11 protein-coding genes are annotated in these 17,969 nt (G+C 71.0%); 2 read left to right on the forward strand and 9 right to left on the reverse strand.

From position 1 onward, the window contains the following. Positions 1 to 121: 121 nt before the first annotated feature. Positions 122 to 1,855, forward strand: coding sequence for a sensor histidine kinase (locus tag ACN9M0_RS38715; RefSeq protein WP_366041211.1), 1,734 nt, complete (start codon positions 122 to 124; stop codon positions 1,853 to 1,855). A gap of 11 nt (positions 1,856 to 1,866) precedes the next feature. Here the strand turns inward: ACN9M0_RS38715 and ACN9M0_RS38720 are convergent, their stop codons facing one another. Then, on the reverse strand, positions 1,867 to 2,553 hold the full coding sequence (locus ACN9M0_RS38720; RefSeq protein ID WP_366041210.1) for a response regulator transcription factor: 687 nt from the start codon (positions 2,551 to 2,553) through the stop codon (positions 1,867 to 1,869). Between the two features lie 418 nt (positions 2,554 to 2,971). Between ACN9M0_RS38720 and ACN9M0_RS38725 the strand changes: the two genes are divergently transcribed. Continuing rightward, a complete protein-coding gene (locus ACN9M0_RS38725; RefSeq protein WP_366041209.1) occupies positions 2,972 to 4,369 on the forward strand; it encodes an amino acid permease in 1,398 nt (465 codons plus the stop codon). Between the two features lie 75 nt (positions 4,370 to 4,444). On the opposite strand, the gene ACN9M0_RS38730 is transcribed toward ACN9M0_RS38725, so the two are convergent. The 8 genes from ACN9M0_RS38730 to ACN9M0_RS38765 form a co-directional block, all read right to left on the reverse strand. Beyond that, positions 4,445 to 5,695 (reverse strand): DUF2254 family protein, encoded by a 1,251-nt coding sequence (locus ACN9M0_RS38730; protein WP_426405192.1) that lies wholly within the window; start codon positions 5,693 to 5,695, stop codon positions 4,445 to 4,447. A gap of 84 nt (positions 5,696 to 5,779) precedes the next feature. Next, positions 5,780 to 6,088, reverse strand: a complete 309-nt coding sequence (locus tag ACN9M0_RS38735; RefSeq protein ID WP_426405193.1) for a hypothetical protein — start codon at positions 6,086 to 6,088, stop codon at positions 5,780 to 5,782. Between the two features lie 203 nt (positions 6,089 to 6,291). Next, on the reverse strand, positions 6,292 to 7,659 hold the full coding sequence (locus ACN9M0_RS38740) for a hypothetical protein (RefSeq protein ID WP_426405194.1): 1,368 nt from the start codon (positions 7,657 to 7,659) through the stop codon (positions 6,292 to 6,294). A 75-nt stretch (positions 7,660 to 7,734) separates the two neighbouring features. Further along, positions 7,735 to 9,123 carry a sensor histidine kinase gene (locus ACN9M0_RS38745; protein ID WP_399694735.1) on the reverse strand — a complete coding sequence of 463 codons (1,389 nt, stop codon included), beginning with the start codon at positions 9,121 to 9,123 and terminating at the stop codon, positions 7,735 to 7,737. A 6-nt stretch (positions 9,124 to 9,129) separates the two neighbouring features. Further along, positions 9,130 to 9,807 (reverse strand): response regulator transcription factor, encoded by a 678-nt coding sequence (locus ACN9M0_RS38750; protein ID WP_366041204.1) that lies wholly within the window; start codon positions 9,805 to 9,807, stop codon positions 9,130 to 9,132. A 94-nt stretch (positions 9,808 to 9,901) separates the two neighbouring features. Further along, positions 9,902 to 10,798 (reverse strand): hypothetical protein, encoded by an 897-nt coding sequence (locus tag ACN9M0_RS38755; protein WP_426405195.1) that lies wholly within the window; start codon positions 10,796 to 10,798, stop codon positions 9,902 to 9,904. A 104-nt stretch (positions 10,799 to 10,902) separates the two neighbouring features. Further along, positions 10,903 to 14,070 (reverse strand): efflux RND transporter permease subunit, encoded by a 3,168-nt coding sequence (locus tag ACN9M0_RS38760; RefSeq protein ID WP_366041202.1) that lies wholly within the window; start codon positions 14,068 to 14,070, stop codon positions 10,903 to 10,905. Further along, a complete protein-coding gene (locus ACN9M0_RS38765; RefSeq protein ID WP_366041201.1) occupies positions 14,070 to 17,798 on the reverse strand; it encodes an efflux RND transporter permease subunit in 3,729 nt (1,242 codons plus the stop codon). Before ACN9M0_RS38765 ends, ACN9M0_RS38760 begins: the two co-directional genes overlap by 1 nt. Between the last annotated feature and the right edge of the window lie 171 nt (positions 17,799 to 17,969).

Genomic DNA, 17,969 nt, shown 5'->3' on the forward strand with positions numbered 1-17,969 from the left:
GAAGCGGGCCCGCACCGCCGTCCGTCCGGCCCACGTGGCAGGAGCGTCCGGCACATCGGGGCTACCGTGAAGGAGAGCCGGTCACGAGCGGCCCCCGCGCTCGACGCGGTCGGAGGTGGCGATGGAGCGGGAGAGGCCGGGGCAGGCGGACAGCAGGATTCCGCGGCTGCGCCTCGACGAGCTGCTCGACGAGCTTCAGGTGCGCATCGACGAGGTGCGGGGCACCAGGGACCGGCTCAACGGGTTGCTGGAAGCGGTCATGACCGTGGGCAGGAAGCTCGACCTGCCGCAGGTGCTCAGGGGGATCGTGGAGGCGGCGGTGTCCCTCGTGGATGCCGAGTACGGCGCTCTGGGAGTCATCGGCGACGACAAGAGGCTCTCCGAGTTCCTCCCCGTCGGCATCGGTGACGACCTGCGCGCTCGGATCGGCGACCTGCCCTCAGGGCACGGACTGCTCGGTGAGGTGATCCGCAGCCCGCAGCCCTTGCGGCTCTCCGAGCTGTCCGAACATCCCGCCTCGTACGGGTTCCCGCCGCACCACCCGCCGATGCACACCTTCCTCGGCGTGCCCATCCGGGTCCGCGACGAGGTCTTCGGCAACCTCTACCTCACTGAGAAGCGCGGAGGGGCCGACTTCGACGCCGAGGACGAAGCGGTGGTGACGACCCTGGCGGTCGCGGCCGGCATCGCGATCGAGAACGCCCGCCTCTACGAGGAGGTCCGCCTCAGGCAGCGGTGGCTCGCCGCGAGCTCCGACCTCACCAGCGCCCTTCTGTCCGGCGCGGAGGAGACCGAGGTGCTCGACGCGATGCTGGAGCAGGCCGTGGACATCGCGGCTGCCGACATCGGGGTGTTCTACCTCGTGGGTGTCGGCGGCGAGCTGCGCGGCTCGCTGGCGCGCGGCACGGGGGCCGAGGCCCATCGAGGTGTGGTCCTGCCGACGAGCGAAGGAACCCTGGCCGAGGCCGCCCTCGCGCAGGACGGCCTGGTCACGGTGGCGGACGTCGAGAGCGACGAGCGGGTCACGGTACAGCCGGAGCGCTGGAAGGGCTTCGGACCGGCCGTCGCCGTCACGGTCGGCACGAAGGAACGGCTGAGCGGTGTCCTGATCCTCGCACGACGCCGGGGGCGGTCGCTCTTCGCGGGCGCCGAGATCGCTGCTCTCCCCGGATTCGCCGGACAGGCCGCACTGGCCCTCGAACTGGCCGACCGGCGTCGCGACGCCGAGCAGGTGAGCCTGCTCGAGGACCGCGACAGGATCGCCCGTGACCTGCACGACCTCGCGATCCAGCGGCTCTTCGCCACCGGCATGACGCTGCAGAGCGCCCGCCGGTTCGTCGAGCACCCGGAGGCCGCTGACCGGTTGACCCGGGCGATCGACGACCTCGATGCCACCATCAAGATCATCAGGTCGACCATCTTCGGACTCCGGGAACACGATCCCCCAGGCACCGCGCCGAAGCTGAGGAGCCGCGTGGTCAAGGCGGTGGACGAGGCCGCGTCCGTACTCGGATTCGCCCCGGCCCTGCGTATGGAGGGCCTTCTCGACACGGACGTCCCGACCGAGGCGGCCGAGGAGGTGGTCGCGGTCATCGGCGAAGCCCTCACCAATGTCGCCCGGCACGCACGGGCCCGCCGGGTCGAGGTGTCGGTCGTCGCCGACGACGGCGTCCTGACGGTGGCGGTGAGTGACGACGGCGTCGGCATCCCGGCGGACGGCGCCCGGAGCGGGCTGCGGAACCTCCGCGAAAGGGCTGAGCCACTGGGCGGCACCCTGTCGGTCCGCGCGCGGGCGGAGCCGGGCAGGGGGACGGTATTGGAGTGGCGGATCCCCCTGCCGGAGCAGGGGGAGTGAGGCACCGACCCCTACTTGTCCGTGCTGTCGTGTTCGTGCGCCTGCGCGGCGATGACGGCGGCCTGCACGCGGCGTTCCACGCCGAGCTTGCCGAGCAGCCGGGAGATGTGGTTCTTGACGGTCTTCTCCGACAGATAGAGCTGTTTGGCGATCTGCCGATTGGTGAGTCCCTCGCCGATGAGATCGAGGACGGAGCGCTCCCGCTCGGACAGCACCGCGAGACGTTCGTCCTCGGGGGGCTTCGCCGTCTCGGGGTCCCGCAACGAACGCATCAGCCGGGCGGTGGTGGCCGGATCGAGCATCGACTGCCCCGTCGCCACGGTCCGTACCGCCGATACGAGGTCGGAGCCCTTGATCTGCTTGAGGACGTACCCGGCCGCCCCCGCCATGATCGCGTCGAGCAGGGCGTCCTCGTCGTCGAACGAGGTCAGCATCAGGCAGGCCAGCTCGGGCATCCGGGAGCGGAGCTCCCGGCAGACGGAGATCCCGTCGCCGTCCGGCAGCCGCACGTCGAGGACCGCGACATCCGGCCGCAGCGCGGGCCCCCGGGCCAGGGCCTGCTCCGCCGTCGACGCCTCCCCGACCACTTCCAGGTCCGGCTCGTCGTCGAGCAGGTCACGAAGGCCCCGGCGGACGACCTCGTGGTCGTCGACGAGGAAGACCCGCGTCGGTGCGTCGGCTGCCGGCAGATCGGTCATGGCTATTCCCGCGGTCGGTGGGTGGTACCCGCCCCCACAAGGATTGTCCGTCAGACAGCGTCTTCATGGGCACCGAGACCCGTCCGGACGTCGACGACACCCTCCGCCGTCCGCACGGTGCGGCCGAGCCGTGGCACCGGTGCATGGTCGGCCGGCGCGCCACCGAGAGTGGCCGGGCCTTCCCGTACGGAGACGTCCCTCCGTGCCGGGGCGGGCGACGCACCCGGGTCGGGACGGGCACGGAGCCCTCGCTCGCAAGTTCCCTGCTCACAAGTTCCCTGACACGCAACGCATTTCGACTGTTCCTGGACGCTCCGCTGACGTAATCTTGATGCCTGGTGTGCCGGGAAGTCTGGTCGGCGGCCGGGTGTCCATGGGTCTGTCCATGAGCCCGGTTCTCACCCGAAGGGCATCCCTCATGACCGCCATACAGCAGCCGGCTGTGCCTGCCTCCGCGCCGGAGCCCTCCGGCCGGCGCGGACCCCGCCGCTCCGTGCTGTTCTTCGCGTTCGCGTTCGCCGTCATCGCCGACCCCGTCTCCTCGGTCGCGTACGCCATCGAAGCCGCGCTGCGCGCCCTCCACGGCGACCTCGCTCTGCTCCTGCCGACGATGGCCCTGGTCGTGGGTCTGGTCGTGGTGGTCACCGCGAACTACTGGCAGCTGGTCCGCCGGTTCCCCAAGGGCGGAGGAGCGGCGGCAGCGGCCGGTCGGGCCTTCGGGCCGCGCTGGACCTTCGTCCCCGTCGGCGCGCTCGTCGTCGACTTCGTCCTCACCATCGGAATCTCCATCGCGGCAGCGGCGAGCGCCGTGATCGCGCTCTTCCCCGGACTGGCGGCCTGGCGGATCCCGCTCGCTCTGCTCCTCCTGCTCGTGGTGGCGGGTCTGACCTGGTTCGGGCACGGCGGACGCCTGCTGTTCGCCGTGATGACGGTGCTCTTCGTGCTGGTCTCGGTCGTGGTCCTCATCCAGGGCTTCGTCTCACCCCATGCGTCGGGTGCGGCCCCCGCCTCGACCGACCCGGGGCGGTCAGCCGTCCTGGCCGTGGTCCTGGCCTTTCCGGTCGCCATGGCCCTGGCCACGGGCGTCGAGGCACCCTCCACCGCGATCGCCCAGCTCGGCCAGCTCGACGACACCCACCGCCGCCGCTTCGGGCGCGGCACCCTCGCCCTGCTGCTGGTCATCGTCGGCGGCCTGACCCTGGCGCTGACCGCCCTCGCCGTGCAACTGCGCGTCGGCATCCCCGGAGAGGACTCCACCCAGATCGCGGACATCGCCCGGGCCGCCACCGGATCCGGCTGGCTCTACGGGGCTTTCCAGCTCACCAGCTCGCTGCTGCTCCTGGCCGCCGCCAGTTCGTCCTTCCAGGCCGGACCCGGCCTGCTGAAGGCACTGGCCGGTACACCGGACCGGCCCGGTGTACTGCCCCCGGTGCTCGGCCGGACCAACCGGCACCACACCCCCTACTGGGCCGTCGTGGTCTATCTGGCGGCCGCGGCCGTGATCATCGTGGCCGCGGCAGGTGAGGAGCAGGAACTGGTCCTCTTCTACGCGGTCGCCGTCTTCGTCAGCTTCCTCGTCGGACTGCTGGCCATGACCCGCTTCGCCCGCGCCGAGCACAAGTCCGCACTCGCGTGGCTGAACGGTACGGCTGCCGCGGCGGTGGCGTTCACCCTCGTCGTGAACCTGCTGCGCGGCTGGCCCGTCCTGTCCCTCGTCGCCACGCTGCTCATCGCGGGAGTGTTCTACCTTCGCTGGGTGCGGGCCGGCCGCCCCTCCGGCCTTGAGGACATCGAGGCCCGCGCCGAGGCCGACTGACAGCCGCCGTGGGGACATCCCATCCCCACCCGGACGGGCGGACCGCCGCCACCGCCCCGTCACGCCCCTTCTGGTTCAGCGTCCGGCGGCGTCACGCAGGAACGGGGGGTGACGTGCGGTCAACTCCTCATCCACCCAGGCCAACCGCTCCTCCAGGGATCGATGGCGTCGCTGCTGTGCCGTCGCGCGCAGCCGATCGAGCAACTGCCGGGCGCGGGACAGCACCATCGGAGCGTCCGAGGCCGCACGGCACAGGTCGTCGAACCCGACCCGGAGGTAGTCCTCCCAGGACGGCAGGCGCATCACCACACGGACGGCGCCCGCCTCATCGGCGATCGTCCGGTCGCCCAGGTCCGCCGACGCGATCAGCCGGAGGAGGCCCTCGACGGCGTCCAGGACCTGGACCGCGGTCGCGGGGTCGTGGATCGCGGGGGAGAGGGCGCGCAGCCCGATGTCGGACAGGAGCCGGAAGGCCAGCGTCGGATCCTGGTGGAACGTACGCTCAAGGCCTCCGATCACCGTCGCGAGCACATCGGAGTCGGGCACGGGGCCACCGCGTACCTCGGCCACCACGTCCCCCGGGTAGAGAGTGGTCCCCACCGGTACCTTCAGGACCACCACCGCGTCCGCCCGCCTCGCCACCCGCACCAGCCGGAGCAGGTCCACTTGTGTCACGAGGACGGTGTCACCGGCCCAGACGACGGTCGACATCACCTCCGGCAGGTGGCGTGCCCCGCCGTAGTCGCGTGTGGCGCCGTCCGCGCGGCCGGCCGACGGGTACAGGGCCTGCAGGACGTCGAGCCCTCGCTCGCGTACGTCGGCGAGGACGTGCGAGAGCTGGATGGAGCGCAGGGCGATCAACTGCAGCCGCCGGGCCAGCACGATCGCCGCGCCGGACAGCACCAGCGCCGTGATGGGAACGGCCACGGACACCGTGCGGTGCGAGCCGATGGCCAGCGTCGCCGTGACCGAGAAGACCAGGATTCCCACCACGAGGGCGAAGACCCGCCACACCACCGGGTCGTACCGGAACAGGACGAGCCGGTGACTGAAGTTCCCCGCCGCCCACTGCACGACGAGGAACAGCAGCGAGAAGATCAGCGTCGCGACGCTCAGCACCCCCACGCCCATGACCTTCAGGACGTCGACGGCCCGCAGGGCGGTGACCTGGTACCCGCCGCTGATCTGTGGGAGGGCCAGTCCCAGCGCGAGCCCCACGGCCGCCGCGGTCACCTGAGCGGCGCCCGCGCGGAGGGCGCGCCGCGGCCGGACCACCCGCTCGGCCGACCGGTCCGGGCCGAACAACATGGTCGACGGGGCGTCCACAGGGGGTCTCCGATCAGGCGCACGGTCGCAGCGAGGAAACGTTCGGGCCAGGGGTGCGGCCGATGCAAGGCGACAGGCCGTCATTCACCCGACAGGGGTCCGCGGCCGGCCGCGGTGCGCGACGCCGGCGGCGAAGTCGCGGATCGAGGCGGAGCCGGTGTATTCGCTCGTGCCGTCGGAGCTCGGCGCGGTGCCGTTCACGTGATTGCCGTTCACGCTAGCGCCGGTGCCGATGGCCTGGTTGATCCCGCCACCGGAGACGAGGCCCGCGGCGCAGTCCGCGTGCGTCGATATCTCGGAGTTGGCGGTGGCGGGGCCGCTGGTGGCCCCGGGCGTCTTCACGGTCACGCTCACGGTGTTGGCGTAGGCGGCTCCCGGCACTGCCAGGACCATTACGGCACCCAGGTTTTCACGGCATCACAACGGCTGCCTGCCACGCGGATGTACGCCGCTCAGGGGCAGGCCAGGGGATCGTACCGGCATTGCGCCACCCAGTACCGGGTGGCGCATGCGGACTCTAACAGCCCAACGCCCACACATCTGCTAGGTGTATGGGAATCTCAGATGGCAGATGCGGAACTCCGGGATGTGACCCTTCAAGATCCCTGGCTGTGCAGGGCGGACGTGAGCCGGGCCGTCGCCTGCTGGGCGACCGACGCGTCCTCGCGGTCAGCCGCGTCACGCAAGGCCTTCAGTGACGCGTCGATCCGGGCCGCCCGGGCGGGGGCCGTGTCGTGCTGGACGCGGTCCCAGGTGAGTTCGAGGCTGGTCACGTCACCGGCGATCGCGCCCGCGTCCCGGGCGGCGCTGTCCAGCGTCGACTGGCGCGCCCAGAGCGCCATCCGGGCCGCCTCGACGGTCGCGAGCGGTTCGTAGCGCAGGTGCAGGTCGACGTCGTTCTGGGCGACCCGGAGCACGGCACCGCGGACGAGCGCGGCATCGCGTGCCTTGACGGCCGCCGTGAGCGAGTCGAGGTCCCGGTCCATCTGCTGGACGAGCAGCTGGGGCACGTGGTCGGCGGCCCGGTACGCGTCCCAGGTGGCGCGCACCTTCGCCACGGTCGCGTCGGTCGGCCCGGCGTGTGCCGCGCGGACCGCGGCCGAGAGGGCCGCGAGCTCGGCGGGTACGGGGCCCGGGGTGACGTCCGTCGGTACGGCCAGCGAGATCGCCTCCAGGTCGGCGCCGTGCTCGTCGATGGTGAGCTCGCCGTACCCGGGGGCGATGACCTTGTCCTCGCGCGAGCCGTCCAGGTTGATCTCGGTCGTGGTGATCGCGCCCTCGACGGGTCCGTACGGCCCGGGGACCGTCTGCCCGACGGCCTTGACGGTGACCTCCTCGAAGACCACACCCGGGCTGTTCTCCGGCCGGAACACGTCACCGGCCTTCGGCTCATGAGGCATGATCATCGCGGCCGGTCCGCTCTTCCCGGCCCGCCAGGTGCCGCCGGTGTCCGCGACCACTCCGTCCTCGTAGTTGAAGACGTCCTCGCCGAGGTACCAGACCGATCCGTCGTCGGCCTGCGCGAACCAGTCGGTCGCGACCTCCTGGACCCGCCCGTCCGAGAAGGACACGTACTGGAGCGAGCGTGCCCGGACCTGCTCGCCGTTCACGGTGATGGTCTTGATGTCGGGCAGCAGCGTGAGCTCGGTGCGGAAGGGCTTCCCGTCGACGTGACCGTCGTAGATCACCTGCTGGATCCGCGAACTGGCGTGGAGCGGGTTGGTGACGTCGGTCGGATGGCTGAACACGGGCGTTCCCCGGTCGACCCGGTCCTGCTCGGGGGCGAGCGGCAGACACGCGTCGGTCTTCTGGCCGCCTTCCTCCACGATCCGTACGCAGCCGGTGCCTGGCACGTGGGCCCTGCTCCCGGCTCCGCCGCCGAGGGCGCTGGCGCTGCAGGCGCCGGTCGCGAGGGTCGCGGCCAGGGCCGCGCTCACCGCGGCCGCCGGATATCTGTTCCTCATGACTGCCTCCTCCGCCGTGACACCGACGCTTCCACCCGGGTGCTGAAGGGAGCCTGAACGGAGCTGAACCGGCCTTCAGGAACCGTGGGCCCGGGTCTCAGGCCCCGGGTCCGGCGGGAGCACCACCTCGAAGCGGGCCCCGCCCAGCCGCCCGTCGGTCACCGTGGCCGTACCGCCGTGCGCCGCGACCAGCTCGGCGACGATGGCGAGCCCGAGTCCACTGCCGGCGGCGTCGTCCCCGTCGGCCGGCCGACGGGACCGCGCTTCGTCGAGGCGTACGAACCGCTCGAAGACCCGCTCGCGGTCCGCCGGCGGCACGCCCGGACCGTCGTCCTCCACACCCAGCACCACCCGGCCGTCCGGCTGCTCGGCGAGGTCGAAGGCGACCTCGGAGCGCGCGTGCCTGGCCGCGTTGTCGCCCAGGTTGCGCACCACCCTGCCCAGGCCCCGTGGGTCCGCCAGGCGCCGAGCCGCCGACACGCCGGCCGTACCGATCCGCAGCCCGGGCGCCGCCCGGCGCAGTCGGCGCACCTCGTCCAGGACCAGGTCGTCGAGGTCCACCGGCCGCAGCCGGGGACGCAGCGCGTCCTCGTCGGCCCGGGCGAGCAGCAACAGGTCGTCGACCAGCCGCTGGATCCGCAGGTCCTCGCTCAGCACGGTCCTGGCCAGCCGTTCGCTCGTCGCCCGGTCCGTCAGCCGGTCGGGGTGGGCGAGCGCGACCTCGGCGTGCTGGCGGATGGACGCCACCGGGGAACGAAGTTCGTGCGAGGCGTCGGAGATGAACCGGCGCTGGGCGCTCTGCGCCCGTTCGAGCCTGTCCAGCATGCGGTTCATCGTGATGGCGAGGCGTGCGATCTCGTCGCGGCCGGGCGGAAGCGGCACCCTGCGGTGCAGCTCCGCCGCCGAGATCGCCTCCACCTCCGATCTGATGGCCGCCACCGGCGCCAGTGCCCGACCGACCGCCATCCAGGTAGCGCCGGCCACCACGAGCATCAGCAGCGGCAGCCCCGTGATCAGCAGCCGAGTGACGATCCGGGCAGCCTCTTCGACCCCGATCAGGGTCTGCCCCACCAGCACGGTCCGGTCCTCGCCGGGCCCTTCGGCGGCCACCGCCACCACCAGGAACCGGTCCTCGTCCAGTGGCGTCGTGACAGTGGACTCTGAGCCCTGCCGCGGGTCGGCCAGGGCCGGCAGGTTCTTGACGTTCGGGCTGCCGGCGACCACGTCGCCCCGGGCGTCCAGGACCTGGACGAACTGTTCGTCCTGTTGGCTCACGGTCAGCGACGGCACCCCTCGCCCCGACTCGATGACGGCTGCCACCTGTTCGGCGCGGGTCCGCGCGGACTGCCGTACGTCGTCGGTCAGTTCGGCCCGCAGAAGCGCGATCAGGGCCACCGCTCCCGCGACCAGGCCCACCGCCACGACGACGACGGCCGCCACGGCCGACCAGATCCGCACGCCCATGGCCGCCTACCCTCCGTCGGGGACCAGGCGGTAGCCGCAGCCCCGTACGGTCTCGATGGACGCCCGGCCGAAGGGCCGGTCCAGCTTGTTCCGGAGGTGCCCGACGTAGACCTCGACGATGTTCGGATCGCCCTCGAAGGCGTCGTCCCAGACGTGCGCGAGGATCTCCTGCTTGGACACGGTCTCGCCGCGCCGGCGCAGGAGGAACTCGAGCAGCGCCAGCTCACGGGCGGTCAGTTCGACCCGTACCCCGCCCCGCGACACCTCCTTGGCCGCGGGGTCGAGCCGCAGGTCACCGGCGGTGAGGGCGGCGGGCCGCTCGCGCGGTTCGCGGCGCAGCAGCGCACGCAGCCGGGCCAGCAGCACGGCGTACGAGAAGGGCTTCGTCAGGTAGTCGTCCGCGCCGGCGTCGAGTCCCTCCACCTCGTCCCACTCGCCTTCCTTGGCGGTGAGCATGAGGATCGGGGTCCAGTTCCCCTCGGCGCGCAGGGCGGCACAGACGCGGTAGCCGTTCAGGCCCGGGAGCATGATGTCGAGGACGATCGCGTCGTACGCGTGCTCGCGCGCCCGCCACAGGCCGTCCGTACCGTCCAGGGCGACGTCGACGGCGAAGCCCTCCGCCTCCAGGCCGTTGCGGAGCCCCTCGGCGAAGCGCTCCTCGTCGTCCACGATCAGAACGCGCATGTCCTGATTGTGACCCCCGTCACCTGAACCGGAGCTGAAGGGCGCGCGGTGCCGGGGGAGAGGCCCCGGCGCGCGTGTGCCGGGGCCTGTCCGTCTACGACGCGGCCACGAGGCCCGGCACGAGGGCGGGCTCCGCCGGCGGCGTGGTGCCGTACACGTCCGGGCTGATCCGGTAGCCGCGCTTGTCCTGCTTCAGCACCTCCCTGCGGACGGCCGCCATCTCCTTGGCGCTGAGCCGGGTGTACTCGGTCAGGGACAGGGTCTCCGGGTTCTCCTCGCCCACGGGCACCACCTTGATGTTGCCCACGTGCGGCGCGTAGGACTTCAGCTGGTGGCCGCCCTCGGGGTCGAGCGGCGCGAACTCGTCCGTCACCAGGACGTTGTCGAAGCAGCCGGCCTCGACACAGACGCTCTGGCCGGTCTGGGACACCGTGGCGCAGTCCAGGAAGTCGATCTCGGGTGCCAGGCCCTCGGTGTAGGTGGGGGAGCCCACGTGCGGCCTGGCGAGCATGGCGATGCCCGCCCTGGCGTCCTGTACGCCGGAGATCCAGGTGTCGGGGGCGCCGGTGAGCCGGCCGTTCTCGTAGATCTCCGGGTACTCGCCGAGGCGCCAGACCGCTCCGCGCCAGTCCTGGGCGAAGAACGCCAGTTCCGACTCCTGGACCTTGTTGCCGCTGAGGTCCTGGTCGAACACCACCACGGTGCGGACGCCGTCGACGAACTTGGTCAGGTCGGTCACCGTCGTCACCACGGTGTGGTCCTCACCGGCGACGTCGCCGTGGAGAGTCAAGCGGGTCCCGGGCTTCAGCGGCAGGAACGTGTTGGTCACCCTCGGGAGGGCGGGGAACATGTACCGGCGGAGCGGGGGAGGGTTTCCGCAGCCGTTCTGCGCGCGCGAGCCGCTCTTCGCCATTGCGGGGGAGGGGGCCTGGGGTTTGTCCTCGGCCGCCGCGCCGGGGGCCAGCAGCAGCGCGGCGACGATCGGGCTCAACAGGGCAGCGGATGCGCGCAAGCGACGGGGCATTCAGCTTGATCCTCTCGGTGGAGCCAGGGTGGGGCTCCACCGGGAGGCGGCGGCCCCGTCCGCCGCCTGCCTCAGTGCGTGGCGGCCGCTTCATGCTGCGGCCTGTGGCGCCTGAAGCCCTTGCCGAAACGCAGGTACAGGGAGGGCACGACGAGCAAATTCAGCAGGGTGGACGTAACCAGACCGCCCACGATGACCACGGCGAGCGGGTACTCGATCTCGTGGCCCGGCCGGTTGCCGAGGAAGACCAGCGGCAGGACCGCGAGTCCGGTCGCCAGGGAGGTCATCAGGATGGGGGACAGCCGTTCCCGCGCACCGCGCAGCACCAGGGCGGGCCCGAAGGCCATGCCCTCGTGCTCCTCCAGGTGCTGGAAGTGGTTGATCATCAGGATGCCGTTGCGTGCGGCGATGCCGAGCACGGTGAAGAAGCCGACCAGGGAACCCAGCGTGATGTTCCCGCCGGCGATCCAGACCGCGAGGACACCGCCGACCAGGGCCATCGGCAGGGTCAGGAACGACAGCAGCGCGAGCCGCCAGCTGCGGAAGGAGACCTGCAGCAGCACGAAGATCGCCAGAGCCGCGAAGATCGCGCTGTAGAACAGGACCCGCTGGGCGGCCTGCCGTTCCTGGTGCTCGCCGAGGAGCTCCGTGTGGTAGCCGCGGGGGAAGTCCGTGGAGGCGATCGCCTTGTCGACGTCCGAGACGACGGCGCTGAGGCTGCGTCCGGAGACGGAGGCGTTCACGTCGAGGTGACGCGAGCCGTTCTCACGCGCGATCACGTTCGGCTGGGGCTCGATGAACACCTGGGCGACGTCGCCGAGCGGTACCGTGGTGCCGGTGGGCGTGTCGATGGGGAGCCGGCTGATGGCCGCCACGTTGCCGCGGGTCTCGGGGGTGCTCCACACCACCGTGTCGTAGGCCCTGCCGTCGCGGAAGATGTCCCCGACCTCCTCGCCGGCCACGAGGGTGGACGCGGCGCGGCGCACGTCACCGGGCTTCAGTTCGTACTGCGCCGCCTTGTCGACGTCGACCCTCACCTGGACCTGAGGGACGTCGACCTGCAGGTCGGCGTGGACGTCGGAGGTGCCGGCGATCTTGGTGATCTTCTCCTGGAGTTCCAGGCCCTTCTCGCGCAGGATCTTCTGGTCCTGGCCGTAGAGACGGACGACGACCGGGTACTTGGAGCCGGTGAGGACCTCGTCGACGCGCTCGTTGAGGTACGTCTGGACGTCCTGCTCCATGCCGGCGTACCGCGCCACGGTCTCCTTGATCTCCGTGAGCGTCTTGTCGTAGTCGGCCTTGGGGTCGATGCTGATCCAGCCCTCGCCGAAGTTGACCCCGGCGATCTCGTCGCCCAGGAACGCCTGCCCGATGTGGGCCCCGAAGGCGTTGCGCACTCCGGGGATGGCCCGTACCTCACGGCTCAGCTGGGAGACCATGCGCTGCTCTTCCTGTACGGACGTGCCGGGTGTGGTGATGAAGTGCACCAGGAAGTCCCGCTCCTTGAAGGAGGGCAGCAGGGACTGGCTGAGCTGTGGCACGAGGAGGGCGGCGACGACCGCGAGCACGCCGGACACCAGGTAGGCGTTCATCGGCCGCTTGACGATGCGCCGCAGCCCCGCCGTGTAGCCGTTCTGCAGCCGGCGGAGCAGCGGGGACCGCCGGCGTTCGACCTTGGCCTTGCGCAGCATGATCAGACACAGGGCGGGGGTCACCGTCAGGGCCACGACCATGGAGGCGATGATGGCCAGCGTGTAGGAGACGGCGAGCGAACGGAAGAACGAGCCCGCCACTCCCTGGAGCAGGAACACCGGCACCGTGGCCACGACGATGATCATCGTCGCGTAGACGATCGGGCTCCGGACCTCCAGCGAGGCGTTCAGGATGATCTTCGCGACCGACGTGTCACCGCCGGCCTCCCGGTGCTCGCGCAGTCGTCTGAGGATGTTCTCGACGTCGATGATCGCGTCGTCCACGACGGCGCCCAGTGCGATCACGAGTCCCGCGAGGGCCATCGTGTTGATGGTGTCCCCGCGCCAGTGGAGCACCAGCACGGCCGCCATGAGGGACAGCGGGATCGTCAGCAGGCTGATCAGCGCGACGCGCCACTCGTAGAGGAACGCCGCGAGGACCACGACGACCAGGAGGAAGCCGAGCACCAGGGCCTGGGTCAGATTGTCGATCGCGGTGTGGATGAAGTCCTGCTGCTGGAAGATGGTCGTGTCGAAGTGGATGCCGGGCAGGCCGGGTTCGAGGGACTCGATCGCCTTCTCCACGTTCCTGGTGATCTCCGGGGTGTCGCCCCAGGGCAGCTTCTCGACGATCAGCAGCAGACCGGGGTCGCCGCCGACGATGGCGCTGCCGCCGAGCGGCTGGTGGGCCTCCGTCACCCGGGCCACGTCCCCGAGCCGGACGGTGCGGTCGCCCGCCGCGGCCACCGGCACCTGGGAGAGGTCGGTGGGCGTCACGACCGGCAGGACGTGCCGGATGCCGATCCGCTGCGTGGGGGTCTCGATCCAGCCGCCGGTGCCGATGAGCGAACCGGTGGTGAACTTCAGCAGACCGGAGTCGACCGACTCGCCGGTCGCCTCCATGACGTCGTCGAGACTGACCTTCTGGGCCTGCATCTTGAGCGGCTCCACCTGCACGGTCATCATCTTCAGCCGCTCGCCGAAGATGCTCACGTTGGCGACGCCGGGCACCCGCAGCAGACGAGCCCTGACCTCCCAGTACGCCGTCATCGACATGTTCATCAGGGCCTTGTCGGAGTGGTCGTCCGAGGACATCCCGATCTTCATGACACGGCTGGTCGCCGCGACGGGCGGCATGATCACCGGCGGGGCCGCCCAGGTCGGCAGTGAGTGCGAGACCTGCTGCACCCGTTCCTGGACCTCCTGCCGTGCCTTGAAGATGTCGGTTCCCTCGTGGAAGATCAGCTGGATCGACGAGAGCTGCGCGATGGACTCGGAGCGCAGGTCGTCGAGTCCGGCGAGGCCGTTGAGGGACTGTTCGAGCGGAACGGTGACCAGGGACTCGACGTCGCCCGTGGCCAGGCCGACGCAGGTCGTCTGGATCTCGACCCGCGGCGGGGCGAACTCGGGGAAGACGTCCACCCGCTGCTGGGGCAGCGACGTGATGCCCACGACCATCATCACCGCGGCCGCGGCGACCACGAGGTAGCGGAAGCGCAGGCTGGACCGGACGATCCAGCGCATCAGAGTGCTACGGTCCCCGGACATCAGTGCTCGCCGTCCGTCTCGTACTCGATGCCGAGCAGTTCGGCGGCCCCGACCGTCACCACGGGGGTGCCCTTCGGGAGGCCGGACTTCACGACCGCGTCGTCCTTACCGAACTGCCCCAGTTCGACGGGGGTCCGGATGTAGACGAAGGGCTCCGGGTTGGTGAAGGCGAAGGTCTTGCCTTCCGGGTCGTAGACCACCGCCTTCAGCGGGATGAGCGTCCGCGGCGGCCCCGTGCCGTCCAGCGGCGCCTGCCGCAGCGGCTCCGTCGTGATGTGGATCCGCATGGCCGTGTCCTCGGCCAGGGTCAGGTGGGGGATCTTCCCCTCCGCGACTTTCTCGATCTCGGCAGGCGGGTCTTCGGAGTGTTCGGCGGCCGACGCCGAGGAGGGGTTCGAGTCGGCGCAGGCCGACAGGCCCGCTCCACCGGCGAGCAGCAGCCCCGCGACCGACAGGCCCACGGCCCACCGGCGCCTGGTGAGACGGCGGCCGGGCCCGCTGTGGGGTGCCACTCGCCGTTCCGTCCTGCCGTCGTCCGCGGCTGCCGCGTCCGGGGTGGGGCCGGCCGTCGCGAGACCCGGTTCCGGTTCCGGACCGTGGTGACGCCGCCCCACGCCGCCGGGGGCGGAGTAGAAGCGGATGTAGAGGGCGGGCACGATGAACAGCGTGACGAGGGTCGAGGTGACCAGGCCGCCGAGCACGACGACGGCCAGCGGGTGCAGCACCTCCATGCCCTCGACGGTTCCGAGGACGACCGCGGGCAGCACCGCGACGGCCGTGGCCAGCGCGGTCAGCAGGACCGGGCCGACCCGGTCGCGCGTGGCGTCGACGATGCGCTGCGGGTCGACGGTTCCGTCCGCGCGCGGCTCGGTCTCCTGGTAGCCGCGGACGAGCAGTACCAGATTGCGCACGGCGATGCCCAGGACGAGCAGGAAGCCGCCGAGCGCGCCGATCGACATGACACCGCCGACGGCGAACGCGGTCAGCACACCGCCGACGCCGGCCAGCGGCAGGGCGAGCAGGACGAGCGTCGCCGCGCGCCAGCTGCCGAAGGCCGCCTGGAGGAGGAGGAAGGTGCCGAGCAGCGCGGCGACCACGAGCCCCGCGATGCGCAGATCCTGGCTCTGCTGGTGCGCGACGTCGCTCTGCACCTCGGCGTGGTACTCGTACGGCATCGGCATGGCCTGGACGCGGCTCCTGACGTCGTCGAGTACGGAGTTCAGGTCACGCCCGTTGACGTCGGCGACGACGTCGAGGCTGCGCGAGGTGGCGTCGTGCTCGATGACCGTCGGGTACGGCGTGACACGGACGGCGGCGACATCGCCGAGGCGCACATGGCCGCCGTTCGGCGTGTCGATCAGCAGGTTCTGGACGTTCTGCGGAGCGGAGCGTGTCGCGGGCGAGCCCCACACCACGACGTCGAAGACCTTCTGCTCCTCGTAGAGGCTGCCCACGGGCAGGCCCGAGAAGTAGGTGGCGGCCGTGCGGCGGACGTCACCGGGCTTGATCCCGTGGCCCTGGGCCGCCCCGAGGTCGACCTTGACCTCGAGGGTCGGCTCCTCGACCACGTCCGGGATCTGCGGCCGGACGACTCCGGTGACCTGCGAGAGGGCCTTGCTCACCTGCTCGGCCTGCTGCCGCAGCACACCCAGGTCGTTGCCGTAGACGCGGACGACGACGGGCGCGCCGTCGCCGTTCTCGGCCCGGACCTCGTCCAGTCGCGCCTGCTGGTACGTCAGCACGTCGCTGTCGAGGTCGGCCTGCTCGTTCATGGTGCGGTTGATCGCGGCGACGGTCTTGCCGTAGTCGGCCGAGCTCCTGAGGTTGACCCAGAACTCGCCGGAGTTGACGTTGACGACCTCGTCGGACTCCCTGGCGCGGCCGACGTGGGCTCCCACGCTCTCGACGCCCGGCAGCGCGCGAAGGTCGTCGGCGGCCGCCTGGCCGAGGCGGTTCATCTCCGGCAACGACGTACCGGGCGCCGCGTCCACGTGGATCAGCAGCTCACGCTGGTGCAGGGCAGGGATGGGGGACGCGCCGTCGAGCTGCGGCCACACCGCGAAGCCCGCGCCGACCAGCACGGCGACCGCGACCACCGCCGGGCCCGGCCGGAGCACGGTCTTGGGGCTGAGCCGGTCGAAGCCGCGGTGGAGCCACCCGAGCACCGGGTTGCGGTGGTGCCCGAGCCTGGTGCGCGCCAGCAGCATGGCGGCGAGTACGGGCGCGAGGGTCAGGGCGACGACGGTGGAGGCGACCACCGCGAGTACGTAGGACAGGGCCAGCGGCCGGGCGAACGCTCCGCCCAGGCCGTTCAGGAAGACGATGGGCACCACGGCGAGGAGCAGGATCAGCGTGGCGAAGAAGGCGGGCCGCCGCACCGCCGCCGTGGCGTCGACCACGACGTCGGCCACCGACCGGCGTTCGCCGGATGGCTGACCTTCGCGCTGGAACTGTCTCTGGATGCGGTCGAAGCCGATGACGATGTCGTCGATGACGACGCCGAGGGCGATCGCGAGGCCGGCCAGGACCATCATGTTGAAGGTCGAGCCGCGCAGATAGAGCACCCACAGGGCGGCGATCTCCGCCATGGTGATCGAGACGAGGCTGATCAGGGCGACGCGCCAGGAGAGGAAGTACAGGCCGAGCAGCACCGAGACGGCGGGCACGGCGACGAGCGCCCACAGACCCACGTTGTCGAGCGCCGTGTCGACGAAGGACGCCGGCCGGTACACGTGGGTGTCGACGGTGATGCCGGACAGTCCGGGCTGGAGTGAGGTCATCGCCTCTTCGACGGCGTGGGTGACCTGACGGGTGTTGGCGTCGGGGAACTTCTCGACCACCAGCATGATCCCGGGGCCGTTGTTCAGCATCACGTCGCCGATGAGGGGCTGGTGGTTCTCCACCACGGTGGCCACGTCACCGATGCGCAGCCGCTTCTCGGCGGTGTCCTCCAGGGCCACGGAAGCCAGGTCCTGCGCCTTGGCGATGGGCAGCACGTGCTGGATCGCCATGCGCTGGTTCGGAGTGTCGATGAACCCGCCGGTGCCCGGCGTCGAGGCCTCCACGAAGGTCAGCGGCGACACCCACAGCGCGTTGCCCGTCGTGCGGACCACCTGGTCCAGTGAGACGCCCCGGCTGCGCAGCTGATCGGGGTCGACCTGGACCTGCAGCTGGCGGTCCCGCTCACCCCAGATGATCACGTTCGCCACGCCGGGTATGCCCAGCAGACGCGGCTTGATGTTCCACCGTGCGAGGACGGACATGTCGATGCGGGAGACGTCCTTCGAGGAGAGCCCGATCATCATCACCCGGCTCGTCGACGACAGCGGCTGGATCATGACCGGCGGCTTGCCCACCTGGGGCAGACCGCCCACCTGGATCAGGCGCTCCTGGACGGCCTGCCGGGCCTTCTGCTCGTTCGTGCCCGGCTCGAAGACCAGGTCGACGGAGGACAGACCGGGGGCCGACTCGGAGGTGATCTGGTCGAGCCACGCCACGCCGTTCAGCAGGTCCTGCTCCAGCGGGACGGTGATGAGCTGCTCGACCTCGGCCGCCGACAGGCCCGGCGCTTCGGTCTGGATCTGTACCTGTGTCGGAGCGAACTCCGGGAAGACGTCTGCCGACGCCGCCCGTGGGAGATGGAAGAGGCCCAGGGCCATCACGGCCGCTGCGACACCGAGGATCAGGTTCCGGAACGTAAGACTGAGAGAAAGGATTCTGTGGACCACGACAGGGTCCTGCCTTCCAGAACGACTGCGCGTTCCGCCGAGCCGCCCTCGGGCCCTCTTGCAGGACCTGGCGAGAGCGCCGGATCACGCATCGGGCGGACGGCGTACGGAGCGCCCGCACGGGGGACGTCCGTCCTGCTGCGGCATCAGTCGCCGGCTTCGACCGGCGAT

The organism is Streptomyces sp. R-07 (assembly GCF_049913175.1).
Lineage (GTDB): Bacteria > Actinomycetota > Actinomycetes > Streptomycetales > Streptomycetaceae > Streptomyces.